Origin of the sequence: Romboutsia sp. 1001713B170131_170501_G6 (genome assembly GCF_015668195.1) — a bacterium.
Lineage (GTDB): Bacteria > Bacillota > Clostridia > Peptostreptococcales > Peptostreptococcaceae > Romboutsia_C.
In genome coordinates this window covers 245,826-263,560 of record NZ_JADPFC010000003.1, presented here as the reverse complement: position 1 = coordinate 263,560, position 17,735 = coordinate 245,826, and the positions used below count along the sequence as shown (strand labels likewise).

Annotated in this window: 17 protein-coding genes; 15 read left to right on the top strand and 2 right to left on the bottom strand. The window is 29.0% G+C overall.

Going from position 1 to position 17,735, the window contains the following annotated elements; translation table 11 throughout:
• The first annotated feature begins 32 nt into the window (after nucleotides 1-32).
• From I4U89_RS09900 to htrA, 6 genes are all read left to right on the top strand, one after another.
• Complete coding sequence (locus tag I4U89_RS09900; protein WP_195940211.1) at nucleotides 33-1,085, top strand: YecA family protein; 1,053 nt, start codon at nucleotides 33-35, stop codon at nucleotides 1,083-1,085.
• Nucleotides 1,086-1,258: 173 nt separating this feature from the next.
• Nucleotides 1,259-1,639 (top strand): hypothetical protein, encoded by a 381-nt coding sequence (locus I4U89_RS09895; RefSeq protein ID WP_195940210.1) that lies wholly within the window; start codon nucleotides 1,259-1,261, stop codon nucleotides 1,637-1,639.
• A gap of 4 nt (nucleotides 1,640-1,643) precedes the next feature.
• Nucleotides 1,644-1,961, top strand: a complete 318-nt coding sequence (locus I4U89_RS09890; RefSeq protein WP_195940209.1) for a hypothetical protein — start codon at nucleotides 1,644-1,646, stop codon at nucleotides 1,959-1,961.
• A gap of 90 nt (nucleotides 1,962-2,051) precedes the next feature.
• Nucleotides 2,052-3,644, top strand: a complete 1,593-nt coding sequence (locus tag I4U89_RS09885) for an NAD(P)/FAD-dependent oxidoreductase (protein ID WP_195940208.1) — start codon at nucleotides 2,052-2,054, stop codon at nucleotides 3,642-3,644.
• A 297-nt stretch (nucleotides 3,645-3,941) separates the two neighbouring features.
• Entirely contained in the window at nucleotides 3,942-5,288 is a 1,347-nt protein-coding gene (locus tag I4U89_RS09880; RefSeq protein WP_195940207.1) for a glucose-6-phosphate isomerase, read from the top strand.
• Between the two features lie 193 nt (nucleotides 5,289-5,481).
• Nucleotides 5,482-6,558, top strand: a complete 1,077-nt coding sequence (gene htrA / locus I4U89_RS09875; RefSeq protein ID WP_195940206.1) for a serine protease HtrA — start codon at nucleotides 5,482-5,484, stop codon at nucleotides 6,556-6,558.
• A 61-nt stretch (nucleotides 6,559-6,619) separates the two neighbouring features.
• Here the strand turns inward: htrA and feoB are convergent, their stop codons facing one another.
• Entirely contained in the window at nucleotides 6,620-8,554 is a 1,935-nt protein-coding gene (gene feoB, locus I4U89_RS09870) for a ferrous iron transport protein B (RefSeq protein WP_195940205.1), read from the bottom strand.
• Between the two features lie 12 nt (nucleotides 8,555-8,566).
• Nucleotides 8,567-8,785, bottom strand: a complete 219-nt coding sequence (locus tag I4U89_RS09865; RefSeq protein ID WP_195940204.1) for a FeoA family protein — start codon at nucleotides 8,783-8,785, stop codon at nucleotides 8,567-8,569.
• A gap of 232 nt (nucleotides 8,786-9,017) precedes the next feature.
• Here I4U89_RS09865 and I4U89_RS09860 point away from each other — a divergent pair, with 232 nt between their 5' ends.
• From I4U89_RS09860 to pstB, 9 genes are all read left to right on the top strand, one after another.
• A complete protein-coding gene (locus tag I4U89_RS09860; RefSeq protein WP_092922417.1) occupies nucleotides 9,018-9,182 on the top strand; it encodes an aspartyl-phosphate phosphatase Spo0E family protein in 165 nt (54 codons plus the stop codon).
• Between the two features lie 136 nt (nucleotides 9,183-9,318).
• A complete protein-coding gene (locus I4U89_RS09855; protein WP_195940203.1) occupies nucleotides 9,319-10,164 on the top strand; it encodes a mechanosensitive ion channel family protein in 846 nt (281 codons plus the stop codon).
• Nucleotides 10,165-10,213: 49 nt separating this feature from the next.
• Nucleotides 10,214-10,873 carry an MgtC/SapB family protein gene (locus I4U89_RS09850; protein ID WP_195940202.1) on the top strand — a complete coding sequence of 220 codons (660 nt, stop codon included), beginning with the start codon at nucleotides 10,214-10,216 and terminating at the stop codon, nucleotides 10,871-10,873.
• Nucleotides 10,874-10,921: 48 nt separating this feature from the next.
• Nucleotides 10,922-11,767, top strand: coding sequence for a DegV family protein (locus I4U89_RS09845; RefSeq protein WP_195940201.1), 846 nt, complete (start codon nucleotides 10,922-10,924; stop codon nucleotides 11,765-11,767).
• A 126-nt stretch (nucleotides 11,768-11,893) separates the two neighbouring features.
• Nucleotides 11,894-13,684: an oligoendopeptidase F gene (gene pepF / locus I4U89_RS09840; RefSeq protein ID WP_195940200.1), complete on the top strand. Its 1,791-nt coding sequence runs from the start codon at nucleotides 11,894-11,896 to the stop codon at nucleotides 13,682-13,684.
• A 309-nt stretch (nucleotides 13,685-13,993) separates the two neighbouring features.
• Nucleotides 13,994-14,818, top strand: coding sequence for a phosphate ABC transporter substrate-binding protein (locus tag I4U89_RS09835; protein WP_195940199.1), 825 nt, complete (start codon nucleotides 13,994-13,996; stop codon nucleotides 14,816-14,818).
• 362 nt (nucleotides 14,819-15,180) lie between these two features.
• Entirely contained in the window at nucleotides 15,181-16,104 is a 924-nt protein-coding gene (gene pstC, locus I4U89_RS09830; protein WP_195940198.1) for a phosphate ABC transporter permease subunit PstC, read from the top strand.
• A gap of 1 nt (nucleotide 16,105) precedes the next feature.
• On the top strand, nucleotides 16,106-16,930 hold the full coding sequence (gene pstA, locus I4U89_RS09825; RefSeq protein ID WP_195940197.1) for a phosphate ABC transporter permease PstA: 825 nt from the start codon (nucleotides 16,106-16,108) through the stop codon (nucleotides 16,928-16,930).
• Nucleotides 16,931-16,952: 22 nt separating this feature from the next.
• Nucleotides 16,953-17,714: a phosphate ABC transporter ATP-binding protein PstB gene (gene pstB / locus I4U89_RS09820; protein WP_195940196.1), complete on the top strand. Its 762-nt coding sequence runs from the start codon at nucleotides 16,953-16,955 to the stop codon at nucleotides 17,712-17,714.
• Nucleotides 17,715-17,735 lie beyond the last annotated feature (21 nt).

The window sequence follows — 17,735 nt, the reverse complement described above, 5'->3', positions numbered from 1 at the left end:
TCTAATATAAAAATGAAGGAGTGACAGTCACATTGTTAGGGAGAAATGAGTTATGCCCTTGTGGAAGTGGCAAAAAATATAAAAAATGCTGTTTAAATAAAGATGTTGTTATGGAGAGAGCTGAGAGAAAAGTTAGCTCTACACAAAAACAATATTCACAATTATATACAAGAATACAGGAATTTGCTAAACAAGATAAATTTAAAGAAGAATGTGAAAAAGCTAAGGAAATGTTCTATATAGTTGAGGATGAAGCAACTAATGAAAAATTTGAAAGATTCTTCAACACTTATTTTATCCAAGACCACATAATGGAAAATAAGAAAGTGATGACAGTTGAATTTTATGAAGAAAATAGAGATAACTTAACAACTCAAGATGTTGAAGTGTTAAGAAGTTTATTTGAATCTTACGTAAGCGTATATGAAGTTACAGAAATATTAGAAGGTAAAATAGTATTAAAAGACTGTTTAACTGAGAGAGAAATTTCAACAGAAGATATCAACTTATTAAAAGATTTTAAAGTTGGAAGCTGTATGATAGCTAGAATAGTTGAAATAGAAGGAACTAGCATATTAATAGATGTAACTATAAGTATATCTAATGCAGTTAAGGATGTAATATGCAATGATGTTAGATATCTATTCAATCAATATGAAGATTTATATAAAGATATGAAGACATTCTTAATCCATCATACACACATATTATATAAGTATATGCAACAATTACTTGATCCAAGTATAGCAGAATATTTAAAAGAACAAAAAGAATCAAAAATGAAAAAAGTACAAGAAGAAGTAGCTTTAACTTCTGAAGAAGGACAAGAAGATGATTGTAAAGTATGTTCTGTCCTTAGACAAAATGTTGAAGCTGAGCATATAGATGCTTGTGTATCATTCTGGAAAGAGTATACAAAAACAAATTCAGATGTTAAAGGATCTGAAAATGGATGGGCAGCTGCAGTTGAATACCACATAAAGAAAAATGCTGGTGAAAGTATAACACAAGCTCAAATATCTAAGAAGTATGAAATAAGCCCTAGTACATTAGGAAAAAGGTATAAAGACCTTAAAGTATCTTAATAAAAAGAATAAACTAAAATTTTAGGAATTATATTTAGATATAATTCCTAAAATTTTATTCAAAAATATAAATATATCTGTATAAATTTTATATTTTTTATTAAAAAAAGGTTTTAATATGTTCAAATAATGTATAAAATAAAGATATAAAATATACAGAAAGAGGTACATGTATGAGTCTTAAGTTAGGAAGCGCAATTGCCGTATCAACAAATTACATAAAATCTAATCCAGCAGTTCCTGTGTATAATGGAGAAGAAAATCCAAATAATCTTTATGCGGTTATTTATCATATAGAAATAGGATATAATGAATCTAGTGTCCAAAAATCTAAACAATATATAATAATAGACTATAAGGAATTTGACTTATCTCAAGATAAGAAAAATGAATTAATAGAAATAGGAAAAGAATACTGTAAAAATAAAGGAATATCTGAAAATGATGAATTACAAATAGCTCTTTTAGATGATAATGAAGAAGCTGAAATATTCTTAGAGAAAATATTCAACAATATGAAGGTTATAAGAGGACTTATAACTAAAAAGGACTAACAATATGAATTTAGCAGGCATAGAAGAAATAACACCTTTTGAAGGTGTAACAGAATTTAAAATTTATAAATACGACGATAGAATAGACTTAAGTGACAAAGAACAATTTATATGTGATCTAAAATTAGTTAGTATTAAAGTTAATCCTATTTATATAAAGAGAATAGGTAAATCAATGGATATGTTAGCTTTAGTGAAAAATGTAAACCCGAAATTAGATAAATCAAGTATAAAAGAATATATAAAAGAGTTTATATTAGATGAAATTTGGGAAGAAAGTCTAGAAAAAGAGAATATAGATGTAATATTTATAGAAAGCTAGGTATATACCCTAGCTTTTATATTGTTTTTAATGTATTTTTAGATATAAAGTAAAAATATAAGATATTAAGACTTAAATAGGAGGAAAATTATGTTAAGAGTATCTAATTTAAAAATAAGCATAAATGAAGATATATTAGTATTAAAGAAGCTTATATTAAAAAAGTTGAAAATAAAAGAAAAAGACCTTATAAAGTACACTATATATAAAGAATCTATTGATGCAAGAAGAGGGAAGATTGATTTTGTGTACACTGTAGATGTAGACGTTAAAAATGAAGAAAAATTAATAAAAGCTAATATAAAAGATGTAATAAAATTAAAAGAAACAAGATATATAGGTGTTCAAACAGGAGAAGCAAAATTAAAGAATAGACCTGTAATAATAGGTAGCGGTCCAGCTGGATTATTTGCAGCACTTTTATTAGCACAAAGAGGATATAATCCACTTCTTTTAGAAAGAGGGTTAGACGTAGACCAAAGGACTAAAGATATATATAATTTTTGGACTAACAGAAAGTTTAAAAATAATTCAAATGTACAATTTGGGGAAGGTGGGGCAGGAACTTTCTCAGATGGTAAGCTTACTACAAGGATAAAGGATATAAGATGTAGAAAAGTTTTAGAAGAACTTGTTAATTTTGGTTCTCCAAACGACATACTATACTCTCATAAGCCACATGTAGGAACAGATATATTAAAGGGTGTAGTTAAGAATATAAGAAATGAAATAATAAGACTTGGTGGAGAAGTTAAGTTTGATGCTAAGGTTACAGATATTGAAATTGAAAATGGAGAAATAAAATCAGTAGTAGTAAATGATGTGGAAAAAATTGAATCAGAAGTTATAATACTTGCAATAGGGCATAGTGCAAGAGATACTTACAAAATGTTAAATAAAAGGGGTGTAAAAATAATTCAAAAACCTTTTGCTATAGGAGCGAGAATCGAGCACCCTCAGGAATTGATAAATAAGTCTCAGTATAAAGAGTATTATAATCATCCTAGATTGGGTGCAGCAGACTATAGACTTATAGATCACGCATCAAATGGCAGAACTGCATATACATTCTGTATGTGTCCAGGAGGGACTGTAATAGCATCAGCATCTAATGAATTTGAAGTAGTGACAAATGGTATGAGTGAACATGCAAGAGACCAAGTAAATGCCAATAGTGCCTTCTTAGTGAATGTGCTTCCTGAAGATTTTGGAAGTGATGATCCATTAGCAGGAGTATATTTCCAGGAGAAATATGAAAGACTAGCCTATGAATTAGGTGGAAAAAATTATAATGCTCCAGCTCAACTTGTAGGAGATTTTCTAAATGACAAAGTATCTACATCATTAGGTAGTGTAGAACCATCATATAAACCAGGAATAGAGTTTGTGGACTTAAGAGAATGTCTTCCGGAGTTTGTAACTACAACTATGAAAGAATCATTAATTTCTTTGGATAAAAGATTAAATGGATTTGCTATGCATGATGCAGTTTTAACAGGTGTAGAAACTAGATCATCAGCTCCTATAAGAATAGTTAGAGATGAGGAAACTTTAGAGTCTGTAAATGTTAAAAATCTATATCCATGTGGAGAAGGTGCGGGATATGCAGGTGGTATAGTTACAGCAGCAGTAGATGGAATAAAGTGTGCAGAAAAAATTATAATGAAATATTCGAATATATAGATAAAAATACTATGAACTAGAATTTAATTAGTTCATAGTATTTTTTAGATAACTAAAATTTATTATGATTTTATAGTTAAAAATTTGACAATTAATAATTTTTAAACTATAAAATTATTAAAAAAAATATACAAATGTAATAGCAGAAATAATGAATAAATAGAGATTATACTAAGATTGTAAAATATGATTATAATATGTATATGAATAAATAATTTACTTGTTATTTTTTTGTTAATGTAACCTGTATTTTATGTTATAATTTCATTATACTAAAAAAAGAAGAGAGGTACGTTTATGGGAACTATAAAGTTTGATTATAGTAAGGCATTAGGTTTTTTTAAACAACATGAAATCGATTGTATGCAAACGTATGTAGATGCAGCACACTGTATGATACATGAAAAAACTGGATTAGGAAATGATTTTTTAGGATGGGTAGAACTTCCAAATAATTATGATAAAGAAGAGTTTTCTAGAATAAAAAAAGCAGCCGACAAAATAACGTCAGATTCAGATGTGTTACTAGTTATAGGTATAGGGGGTTCTTACCTTGGAGCTAGAGCAGCAATTGAAATGGTAAGTCATTCTTTTAGAAATAATTTAGAAAGAGAAGATAGAAAATCTCCTCAAATATACTACGTAGGAAATAATATAAGTTCAACATATATGATGGACTTATTAGATGTTATAAAAGATAAAGATGTATCTATAAATGTAATATCAAAATCAGGTACAACAACAGAGCCTGCTATTTCATTTAGAATATTTAAAGATTTCTTAGAAAAGAAATATGGAAAAGAAGAAGCAAGTAAAAGAATATATGCAACAACAGATGCTAAAAAAGGTGCTTTAAGACAATTAGCAAATGAAGAAGGATACGAAACATTTATAATACCTGATGATGTAGGTGGTCGCTTCTCTGTATTAACACCAGTAGGATTATTACCTATAGCTTGTGCAGGTCTTGATATAGATGCAATGATGAAGGGAGCTCAAGATGCATCACAAGAGTTTAAAGTATCAGATTTAAAAACTAACTACAGTTATCAGTATGCAGTTGTCAGAAATATTTTACATAGAAAAGGTAAAGACGTAGAAATGCTAGTTAACTATGAGCCACAATTACATTATGTATCTGAATGGTGGAAGCAATTATATGGAGAAAGTGAAGGAAAAGATAACAAAGGCATATTCCCAGCATCAGTAGATTTTTCAACAGATTTACATTCAATGGGTCAATATATTCAAGAAGGAAAAAGAATATTATTTGAAACTGTTCTTAATGTAGAAAAGTCAAAGAGAAATATAACTATAGAAGAAGCTGATGTAGATTTAGATGGATTAAATTATCTGGCAGGCAAAACAGTAGACTTCGTTAATAAAAAAGCGTTTGAAGGTACAATGCTTGCTCATACAGATGGACAAGTTCCTAACTTAATAATAAATATACCTCAATTAGATGAATATAACTTTGGATATCTTGTTTATTTCTTTGAAAAGGCATGTGCACTAAGTGGATACTTATTAGGGGTAAATCCATTTAATCAACCAGGAGTTGAAGCATATAAGAAAAATATGTTTGCTCTTTTAGGAAAGCCAGGATTTGAAAAAGAAAAAGAAGAATTAGAAAAAAGACTTTAATCAGTTAAGGTTAAGTTAAGAATATAGTAATATAATAAAATCATCAGTAAATAGTTATCTATCTACTGATGATTTCTTTTTATCTATTGAATCAAAAGTATATAGGTATTAAGAATATTACAGAGTTAAAAGTATAAACAATATAAAGTAAGTAAAAACTAAATATTATGATTATTATATGGGAGGTATTTATATGTCAAATAAGAAAGGCATAGGATTGATAGTAATAGTTTGTATAATAACTGGGGTATTAAGTAGTTTATTCACAGTAGTACTGATGAAAAATAATTTAGTAAGTTCAACAAAAGAGAATTCTACACAAATAGTTGTGGATAATAAGGGGAAAAGCCAGAATGTATACCATGCAGTAACTGATAAAGCAATGCCATCAGTAGTAGGAATTACAACAACAACGATAGATAATAATAATATTTTTGCTATACCTACACAAAGTCAAGGGGTTGGTACAGGTGTAATAGTTGATGCAAATGGATACATATTAACAAATTCACATGTTGTTTCAGATGGTAAAGCATCAGATGTTAATGTACTTTTCAATGATGGATCTACATCACAAGGAAAAGTATTATGGAATGACTCTAATTTAGATTTAGCAATGGTTAAAGTAGACAAAAAAGGATTAACTCCAGCAGAATTAGGAAATAGTGATGATGTTAGAACTGGAGATATATCAATAGCTATAGGTAACCCATTAGGTCTTGAATTCCAAAAGAGTGTTACACAAGGTATAATAAGTGGATTAGATAGAACTATCAAAACAGAAAAGTCTAACATGACAGGGCTTATGCAAACAGATGCTAGTATAAATCCAGGTAATAGTGGAGGACCATTATTAAATGAAAAAGGTCAAGTAATAGGTATAAACACAGCTAAGGCATCACAAGCAGAAGGTTTAGGATTTGCAATACCTATAAATACAGCAAAACCAATAGTAGAACAAATAATAAAAAATGGTAATTTTGAGAAAGTTACTTTAGGAATAAGTGGAGCAGATTTACAAATGTTTGAAGCATCAACAGGAGCTGATTTAGCAGCAGAAGATGGTGTATATGTAGTAGAAGTAGTGAATAATAGTGCAGCTCAAAAAGCGGGAATACAAGCAGGAGATGTTATTGTTAAAGTTGGAAATGACAAAGTAAGTACAATGTCAGATTTAAATAAAGCTTTATATCAATATTCTTTAGGAGATAAATCTGAAATTACAGTAAATAGAGGCGGAAAAGAAATAAAATTACAAGTTAATTTCTAATAAATAAAGGGTGAATCTAAGATTCACCCTTTAAATTTGTATACTAAATTATATTTAATTTTTATTTAGCTTTACTTTCAACTTGTGATGGACAAGAACCACTACTAGCACAACCAGAACATCCACTACAACCAGAAGATGCATTCTTAGAAGTAAACTTTCTAAATATAAATACAACTGATATAGCTATTATTAATCCGCCAACTGCAAGTTCTACAATTGAGCTACCAGATTCTACTGCAAATAAAGTTCCTCCAATTATTCTAACTATAAATGCACCAATCCATGCAACTACAAATTGATATATAAATGATATCCACATCATTTTATTTCCGTACTCTTTTTTCATTGTAGCAAGAGCTGCAATACAAGGAGTATATAATGATGTAAATACTAAGAATCCATATGCACTAAGAGCAGTGAATACTGTTGGTAAAACAACATTTAAATCACCATAAAGTACACCCATAGTATTGACAACTATTTCTTTAGCTCCAAGTCCTGATAATATAGATACAGCAGCTCTCCAATCACCAAATCCTAATGGTGCAAATATAGGAGCTATTAAATGTCCTGCATAAGCTAAGAAACTGTTATTTAAATCTGGTGTATACCCATTAAAGTTAAATGATGATAAAACCCAAATTACAACTGACATTGCAAACATAACAGTAATTACTTTAGTTAAGAAGCCTTTAGATTTACTCCAAGCATTTTTAAATAAAGAACCTATAGTAGGTAATTTATATTCAGGAAGTTCTAGTATAAAAGGCTCAACCTCTGCATGTAAAGCAGTCTTATTTAATATAAAAGCTATTATTATAGCTACTACAATTCCTAATAAATAAAGAGATAAAGTAACTAATGCAGCATTTTTAGGGAAGAATATACCAACAAATAATGCATATATAGGTAATCTAGCACTACAAGTCATAAGTGGAGCTATAAGTGCTGTTACTTTTCTATCTTTTTCACTTTCTAATGTTCTAGTTGCCATTATAGCAGGAGAAGAACATCCAAATCCCATAACCATAGGTATAAATGCTTTACCAGATAGACCAACTTTTCTCATTATGTTATCCATTAAGAAAGCAGTTCTTGACATATAACCACTGTCTTCTAAGAATGACATACCAAAGAATAAAGTAAATACTAGAGGGAAGAAAGGTAAAGTACCTCCAACACCACCAATTATACCGTCTATAATTAATGATCTAAACCAAGGGCTAGCATTAGCTAATAAAACATCAGCAGGACCTGATACATATGTTTCTATTAAACTACCTAATCCTTCTTGTAAAGGACCTCCAACCCAATCAAATGTAAATTTGAATAATAACATTAGTGCGGCTATAAATATAGGGTAAGCTAAAACAGGATTTAATACAAACTTATCTATTTTATCAGTGATAGTTTTCTTATTATTATGAGGTAGATTACAACATCTACTTAATATATCTTCTATTTCTTTATAAGTTTCACTTTCAGATCCGAAATTAGTCTTATAATTAGGTTTATTATTAGCAACTTTTCTTATAGCAGGAGCTATCTTATCAGTTCCTTCTTTCTTTTTAGCTACTACAGGAATTACTGTTATATTAAGTTCTTTAGATAGCTTATCTACATCAACATGAATTCCTTTAGCTTCAGCTACATCCACCATATTAAGAAGAAGTATTATAGGCTTTTTAAATTCCATAAGTTGAGTTGTTAAGTAAAGGTTTCTAGATAAACTAGATGCATCAACTACATTTACTATAACATCTACATTTCCTTCTTCTAAAAATTTCTTTGATATTTTTTCTTCATTAGAGAAAGTATCCATAGCATAAATACCAGGTAAGTCTACTATCTTGATATCTTTTTCTAAAATACCTTCTTTTTTATCTATAGTAACCCCAGGCCAGTTACCAACGTGTTGGTTAGCACCTGTAAGCAGGTTGAAAACCGTAGTTTTACCAACGTTAGGGTTTCCAAGTAACGCAACGTTAATCATTTAATCACTTCCTTATTTTAATGTAATGTTTTTTGCGTCAGATTTTCTTATAGCAAGATCAAATCCTCTAAATCTAACTACTATAGGGTCTCCTAAAGGAGCAACTTTTTTTACCTCTATTTCCGTATTATTTATACATCCTAAAGCTAACAATCTTTTAGCTAGTTTTTCGTTTCCATTTATATTATTAATAGTACCTCTTTGACCTACTTTTAAATCGTAAACAGTCATTTTTTATACCTCCTAATGAAATTCATTATCACTTAAATTGTATCAATAATGATTTTGATTGTCAACTAATAACTAATATTTAAGAATAAATATTTTCGTACAGTAAGAAAACTGACGAAATAAAATTAAATTGGTGAAAAAATAACGTTTTACCGCTATAATATTGACAGATAATGGTTGTATTTGTTATTATATAATTGAAATTATATAAATTTGTAATAGTGGTGATGATATGGCTAATGGTGAGTTAGAAGCATTAAAAAAAGAAATAGAAGCACTAAGAGATGAGATTAATACTTATATAGAATATCCAGAGATATTTAAAGAAGAGATAGTCGATACGAGTAATAAAATAGATATATTAATAAATAAGTATATGAATTTGAGTAATAAATAGCCCACATTAAAGTGGGTTTTTTTATACTCAAATTCATATGTTCATCCTTAAAATTGTATATGTTTAGTACAAAGTGAGAATATTAAATAATTATATGATTTATTAACAAAATTAATTCGTAAGGATGATATTTATTATGATAGGTAGTTTTTTAAGGTCAATAGCAATCATAGCAGCATCATATGTAATATTGAAACTTATACAATATAGTCTTAACAAGATATGTAAAATAACTAAATTTGATGTAAGATATGAAAATACCCTTTGTAGTGTATTATCATCAATTTCTTATTACATCATATTTTTGATAAGTACAGTTCTTATATTAAGGGAATTTAAAATAGTAGATATAACTAAATTTGGGACATTAGTTACTGGTGCAAGTATTGTAGGTATTCTAGCAGGGGTTGCATCTCAAAGTATATTAAAAGATATATTTAATGGCTTTTTTGTATTATTTGAAAAACAAATGCAAGTAGGCGATTTTGTAATAATAAATGAAACTTTTAGAGGAACTATAGAAGAAATAGGAGTTAGAAGCACTAGTTTAAGGGATTGGGATTTAAAAAGAATTACCATTCCAAATGGTAGTATAAGTAGCATAAGAAATTTTAGCAAAGAGAGAATGAGAGTTGTAGTACATGTAAGAGTACCTTATGAAGAGGATCCAATGAAGGTGCTAGAATCTTTAGAAGAAGTATGTAATATAATGAATGAACAATATAAAAATTATCTATTTAAATTACCATCAGGTGCCCCTAAAGGTCCTTTTAATGTATATGGAGTAACAGATATAGAAGATAGTCCAGTAGGAGCAAAATATACAATAACAGGTATAGTATATTCTTATAAGTATTTTAATGCACTTAGAGATGCTAAATTACAGATACTTATTGTATTTAGAAATAACAAAGTACGAATAGCTTACCCGACACATATAAATATATTACACAACGATAATGAATATAGAGGAGATTTTTAGAATATAAATATTTCTTATATATTGTTTATATGGAATAGGGGGGATTTGAGTGACAGACCATAAAGAAGTGATTCTTAGGTTACTTATAGCGCTAGTTATAGGGGGACTAACAGGCCTTGAAAGAGAAAAGTCACATCAATTTGCAGGATTTAGAACACACATCTTAGTATCTGTTGGCTCATGTATAACAGCAATAACATCGTTATATTTATTTTTTGATTATAGAGAATATGCTAATGTTGACCCTGCAAGATTAACGGCACAAGTATTATCAGGAATTGGTTTTTTAGGTGCAGGTGCTATACTAAAAACCTCAAATGGAATAAGAGGATTAACGACTGCTGCAGGTATATGGGCAACTGCATGTATTGGTATAACAATAGGATATGGATATTATGTCTTAAGTATAAGTGCTTGGCTATTTGTTATGATAACACTATATATATTGAAGAATATAGATAAAATACTTTTTAGAAAAAAATATACTATTTTCAATGTTGTTGTAGATAACATGGGAAGTATATCTATGCTATATTCAATATTTAAAAAATCTCAAATAGAAGTTAAAAGTATTGATATAGAAGCTGAGGGAGAATCCCTTTGGAAATTGAGCTTTTTTCTAGTTCATGATAGAAGAATAATGGTGGATGAATTAGTAAAAGAATTGAATATGTTAAAAAATATAATAAGTGTAGATTATTTACACTAAAATAATATAGAATAAGTATAATTAAAAATTTAGGTTGAGGTGTATAAATTGACAAAAAAAATAAGAATAATAACAGATGGATCATGCGATTTTCCACAAGAAGTTTTAGATAGAGCAAGACCAGATGTAGTAGGAATAAATGTAGCTTTTGGCGAAGAGAGTTATGTAGGGGGAATTGATATAGATTCTGAAATTTTCTATAAAAAAATGAAAGGAAGTAAAGAATTACCTAAAACTTCAAGTCCATCACCAGATAGGTTTTTAGAACTTTATAAAGGTGATGATGAAGAACTTTTGGTATTTACATTAACTTCTAAGTTGTCTAGTACTTACAATAATGCTGTTTTAGCTAAAGAAATGTACTTAGAAGAAAATCCATATAAAAGAATTGAAGTTATAGACAGTGAAAGTGGGTCTATTGGGGTTGCATTAATGATATTAAAATGTAGTGAACTTATAGGTACTGGTAAAAATATGGATGAAATACTAGAGCACATAGAAAAATTCAAAAAAGAAATTGTATTTTTTGGAGCTTTAGAAACATTAGAAAATGCAATAAAGGGTGGTAGAATAAACAAAGTTGCTGGAAAAATAATAAACGCATTAAACTTTAAAGTTATAATTAAAATAGAAGATGGCCTTGTTAAGCCTATAGACAAAGCAAGAGGCGGAAGTAATAGTGTAAAAAAAGCCTTAGAGTATGTAGAAAACAATGTAGGGCACCAAGATGAAAAAACAGTTATAATAGGTCATGCTAATTGTATAGATAAAGCAGAAAAAATAAAGAACATAGTAGAAGGAAATCTAAACTTCAAAGAAGTACTTATAGCAGAGATAGGTCCTATAATGGGAACGTTCACATCTGAAGGAGCTATATTAGTATCTGTTTTATAGTATATATTAGGTAATATTTACTCAAAATATTGGTATAAAATTTATTACATTAATAATGTAATAAGAATACTAGATTTAAGAACCATAAACTCTAGATAAAAATTAATATATTAAAGGAGAAAAGCTATGGGACTAGATAGAAGTAAGATAGAAGATAAATTTAAATGGAATTTAGAACAGATGTATAAGAACAAAGATGAAGTAGAAAAAGACATAAGTAAGGTTAAAGAGCTTATACAAAAGGCTAAAGAATACAAAGGAAATTTAGCTGAGAGTTTTGAGAATTTATATAATGCACTAAATATATCAGAACAAGCATCAAGACTTTTACAAAATTTATATGTATATACTCATATGAAGCAACATGAGGATACAAGAATAAATGAAAATCAAGGTTTAGCTACAAAGACAGATATGTTAGCTACTGAATTATCTACAGCTACATCTTATATGGTACCTGAAATAATAGCCATAGAAGATGAGAAGTTAAAAGAATTTATGAAGGATGAAAAGTTATCTTTCTATGAAAAGCATATAAAAGAAATTTTAAGAGAAAAGCCACATACATTAAGTGAATCAGAAGAAGAAATATTAGCTGCTGCATCTGACATAACTAAAGTATCAGAAGATGTATATGATATGTTTTCTTTTGCAGACTTAGAGTTTCCGGAAATAGAAGATGAAGAAGGTAATAAGGTTAAGCTTACGCACTCTAATTACTCTGTATTTTTAAAGAGCAAGAATCCTAGAGTTAGAAAAGATGCTTTTAAAGCTATGTATTTAGTATATGGTAAATATAAAAATACTTTTGCATCCACATTATATGGAGGTATAAAGTCAGAAATATTCTACTCAAAAATAAGAAAATATAAATCAGCACTAGAGGCATCGCTATTCCAGGATGACATAAGTGTGGATGTATATAATAATCTTATAAAAGCTGTAGATGAGAGTTTACCAACACTTAATAAATATGTAGATCTAAAGAAAATGTTTTTAGGGTTAGAAGAAATACATATGTATGATTTATATGTTCCTTTAACTGAAAAATTTGATATGAAGATAACTTATGAAGAAGCTAAGGAAATAATATTAAATGCTTTAAAGCCATTAGGAGATGAATACTTAAACTTAATACAAAGAGCATTTGATGAAAGATGGATAGATGTATATGAAAATGAAGGTAAGCAAGGTGGAGCATACTCTTGGGGAAGTTACGATTCTCATCCGTACATATTAATGAGTTATAAAGATGATTTAAATTCTTTATTTACATTAATACATGAATTAGGTCACTCTATGCATAGTTACTACTCAAGAACTACTCAACCGTATATATATTCAAGCTACAAAATATTCGTAGCAGAAGTTGCATCTACTTTAAATGAACTATTATTAATAAACTATTTATTAGAAAATTCTAAGTCTAAGGAAGAAACATTATATCTTCTAAATTATTACTTAGAGCAATTTAGAACAACTGTATATAGACAGACTATGTTTGCTGAATTTGAAAAAATAACTCATGAAAGTGTTGAAAGTGGAGAGCCATTAACGGCAAAAGAGTTTACTGATATATATTATAAATTAAATGAAAAATACTATAAAGAATCTTGTGTGGTTGATGAGCAAATAGGATTAGAGTGGGCTAGAATACCTCACTTCTATTCAAACTTCTATGTATATAAATATGCAACAGGATTCTCAGCGGCAAGTGCTTTAAGTAAACAAATACTTGAAGAAGGTAAGCCAGCAGTAGAAAGATATATAGAATTTTTAAAGAGTGGAGGGTCTGAATATCCATTAGATCAACTAAGAAAAGCTGGAGTAGACATGGAGAAAAAAGAATCTGTTGAAGAAGCTTTACAAATATTCAAAGGACTAGTTGATAAATTAGAAGAACAATATAAAGGATAAAACATAACATTAAAAAGGCTTAAGTTATTAATAACTTTAAGCCTTTTTATATTTTGAGTAATATATATTTAAGTGTTTTGTGGAAACGTCGCTTAAAGTGAATTTAAAGTCATATTGTTTACAAAATGGAGTATATTGAATTTTACTTTTTCTTAACATAATTTACATCCCTTTAACTTGTTCATAATATTTACTTAACAAAATAACTGTAATATTAAAGTATAAAGAACAGCAAAGCAAACAAAGAATTGTAGCAGAAACATGAATAAAAATTAAAATAAATTATCAAATACATATGGAGGGAATATTATGTTTAAGAAAAAGGTAGCGGTATTATTATCAAGTACAATATTAGTAGGAAGTTTAGCAGTAGGATGTGGTTCAGGTTCAAAATCAGAGGGGGAAAAAATTACGATATCAGGTTCAACGTCAGTCGGTCCAGCAATAGAGGTATTAGCGAAAGATTTCCAAAGTAAGAATGAAGGTGTATCTATAGAAGTTCAGCAATTGGGATCTTCAGCAGGTATAAAAAATGCAATAGATGGAACATCTCAAATAGGTATGGCATCTAGAGATTTAAAAGATGAAGAAAAGCAAGCAGGATTAAAGGAAGCTGAAATAGCATTAGATGCTATAGCAGTAGTTACTAATAAATCAAATGAAGTAAAAGATTTAAGTATTGAGCAAATAAAGGATATATACACAGGGAAGATAAATAACTGGAAAGAAGTTGGAGGAAAAGATGCTCCAATAGTAGTAGTATCAAGAGAAGATGGATCAGGAACTAGAGGGGCTTTTGAGGAAATAGTTGGATTTGAAGCAGATGAGTTAACTCAAGATGCACAAATAAGTGATGGATCAGGAAATATAAAATCTACAGTAGAAGGTAATGAAAATGCAATAGGATATATATCATCTTCATATGTTGATGATAAAGTAAAACAATTGACAGTAGAAGGACAAGAATTAACAGTAGAAAATGTTAAGGATAAGAAATATCCTCTAGCTAGACCATTTTTACTAGTTAGTAAAGAAGAAAATATTACTGAAAAAGGAAATGAATTTATTGAGTTCATATTAAGTGAAGAAGGTCAGAAAATAGTAGAAGGTGAAGGGCTTATAAGCATAAAATAGATATCCTCATTATTATAAGAAAAAAGGCACATATAGTTATGTGTCTTTTTTTATTTTAATATACTAAGTCATTGGAAATTATCTGATCCATGAAAATTTCTAACTTAAAATTGTTAAATTGAGCAATAGACATATTCATATTAAGCATACAAACATATCATTAGTGAAATGAATTAGATTTTTACATAGATTTAACGAAAATATAAAAAGTAAAATTTATGTTAAAAAAATGCCTTTTATTTTACTTTAAGTTAACCGAAATCTAATATGAATTTAACCTAGAAATAATACTATATGTATGTAAGGAATAATAAACAAATAATGAACAAGAAATATATTGAGGATTTTTGAGGAGGATTTTTATGTTAGTTAAGTCTCGTACAGTAAGCATAGAACAAAGAGACAATAAAAATAGTAATAACAAGAATAAATATATAGCAGAGAAAATATCTAAGAACGTATTTATGGTAAGTGCATTAATAGCAGTTGCAAGTTTACTTTTAATAATAGGATTTGTATTCTACAAAGGTCTAACACCATTTTTATTTAAAGGTTACTCATTTATAGAATTTATAACTGGAAGTGAATGGGTGCCAAGTGCAGATAAATTTGGAATTTTATCAATGGTAGTTGCATCATTAATTGCAACGACAGGAGCTTTAATCATAGGAGTACCAGTAGGTATACTTACAGCAGTATTTATAGCTGAACTAGCTCCAAAAAAATTAGCTAAAATAATATCGCCAGCAGTTGAATTGTTAGCAGGTATACCGTCAGTTTTATACGGAATATTTGGTTTAGCAGTTATAGTACCAGCAATACAAGACATATTTAATTTACCAAAAGGTCAGAGTTTATTAGCAGTAATAATAGTTTTAGCAGTTATGATGTTACCTACTATTATATCAGTATCTGAAACAGCAATAAGAGCAGTGCCAAAAGCTTATAAAGAAGGTTCATTAGCATTAGGTGCATCAGATATAGAGACAATATTTAAAGTTGTATTACCAGCTGCAAAGTCAGGAATATTAGCAGCAGTTATACTTGGAATAGGTAGAGCCTTAGGTGAAACGATGGCAGTAATACTTGTAGCGGGTAACTCTCCAGTAATGCCATCATCTTTAATGGATAGTGTAAGACCACTTACTACAAATATAGCACTAGAGATGGGGTATGCATTTGGAACACATCAAGAAATGTTATTTGCAACAGGGGTTGTATTATTCACGTTTATATTAATCTTAAATATAGTATTAAATAAAGTTTCGAATAAGGCGGTAGATTAGCATGAGAAAGTTTAAAGAAAATATATTAAAAACATCAGTTTATTTATCTGCGGCATTTACAGTTACAACATTAATTGTGATAGTCGGATATATATTTATGCAAGGGATAAAAGGAATAAGTCCATCATTCTTATTTAGTGATTATTCTCCAATGGGTGGTGGAGGAATATTACCGATGATAGTATCCACAGTTTATATGGTATTTTTAGCAATAGCAGTAGCAACACCAATAGGCATATTATCAGCAATATACTTACAAGAGTATGCTAAAAAAGGAAGATTAGTAACAATAATAAGATTTGCAACTGAGAGTTTAGCAGGTATACCATCAATAATATATGGATTATTCGGAGGGATATTCTTTGTAGTGACTTTAGGAATGAAATACTCAATACTTTCAGGAGCATTGACAGTAGCAATAATTATATTACCAGTAATAATAAGAACAACAGAGGAATCTTTAAAAACAGTACCACAAAGTTATAGAGAAGCATCATTAGCTTTAGGTTCAACTAAGTTCCAGACTTTATATAAAGTAGTACTTCCTAGTGCGATACCAGGGATACTATCAGGAGTGATATTATCAGTAGGTCGTGTTATCGGAGAATCAGCAGCCATATTATTAACAGCAGGGACAGTTGCACAAATGCCAGGAACTATATTTGATAGTGCTAGAACATTAACAGTACATGCATATTTACTTACAAAAGAAAAAGGAGATATACAAGGAGCAGCAGCTATAGGAATTGTGTTAATAATAATGGTACTAATATTAAATACATTAGCTAAAATAGTGGCTAAAAAATTAAATAAAGCAAATTACTAAGAAATTTTACGAGGTGTAAAAGATGAGTTTAGATAATACAAAGATAAGTATAAAAAATTTAGATTTATATTATGGAGATAATCAAGCATTAAAGAAGATAAATATGAATATAGAAGAAAAGAAGGTTACTGCGTTAATAGGTCCTTCTGGATGTGGTAAGTCAACATTCTTAAGAACTTTAAATAGAATGAATGATTTAATAGACAATGTCAGAATAGAAGGACAAATAGAAGTAGATGGAGAAGACATATATAAAGGTGAGGATGTAATAAAATTACGTACTAAGGTAGGAATGGTATTCCAAAAGCCAAACTTATTCCCAATGAGTATATATGATAATGTAGCTTATGGACCTCGTACACATGGTATAAAAGATAAAAAGGTTCTAGATAAGATAGTTGAAGAAAGTTTAAGGGGGGCAGCTATTTGGGATGAAGTAAAAGATAGATTAAAATCATCTGCACTAGGACTATCTGGAGGTCAACAACAACGTATATGTATAGCAAGAACAATAGCTATGAAGCCAGAAGTAATACTTATGGACGAGCCAACATCAGCATTAGACCCTATATCTACAGCCAAGGTAGAAGAGTTAATAGAGTCTTTAAAAGATGAATATACTATAGTAATAGTTACACATAATATGCAACAAGCAGCACGTGTATCTGACCAAACAGCATTCTTCTTGACTGGAGAAGTAGTGGAGTTTAGTGACACAAAAACTATGTTCACAACTCCAACAGATAAGCGCACAGAAGATTATATAACAGGAAGATTTGGATAAAACTTATAAAAAAAGGAGTAA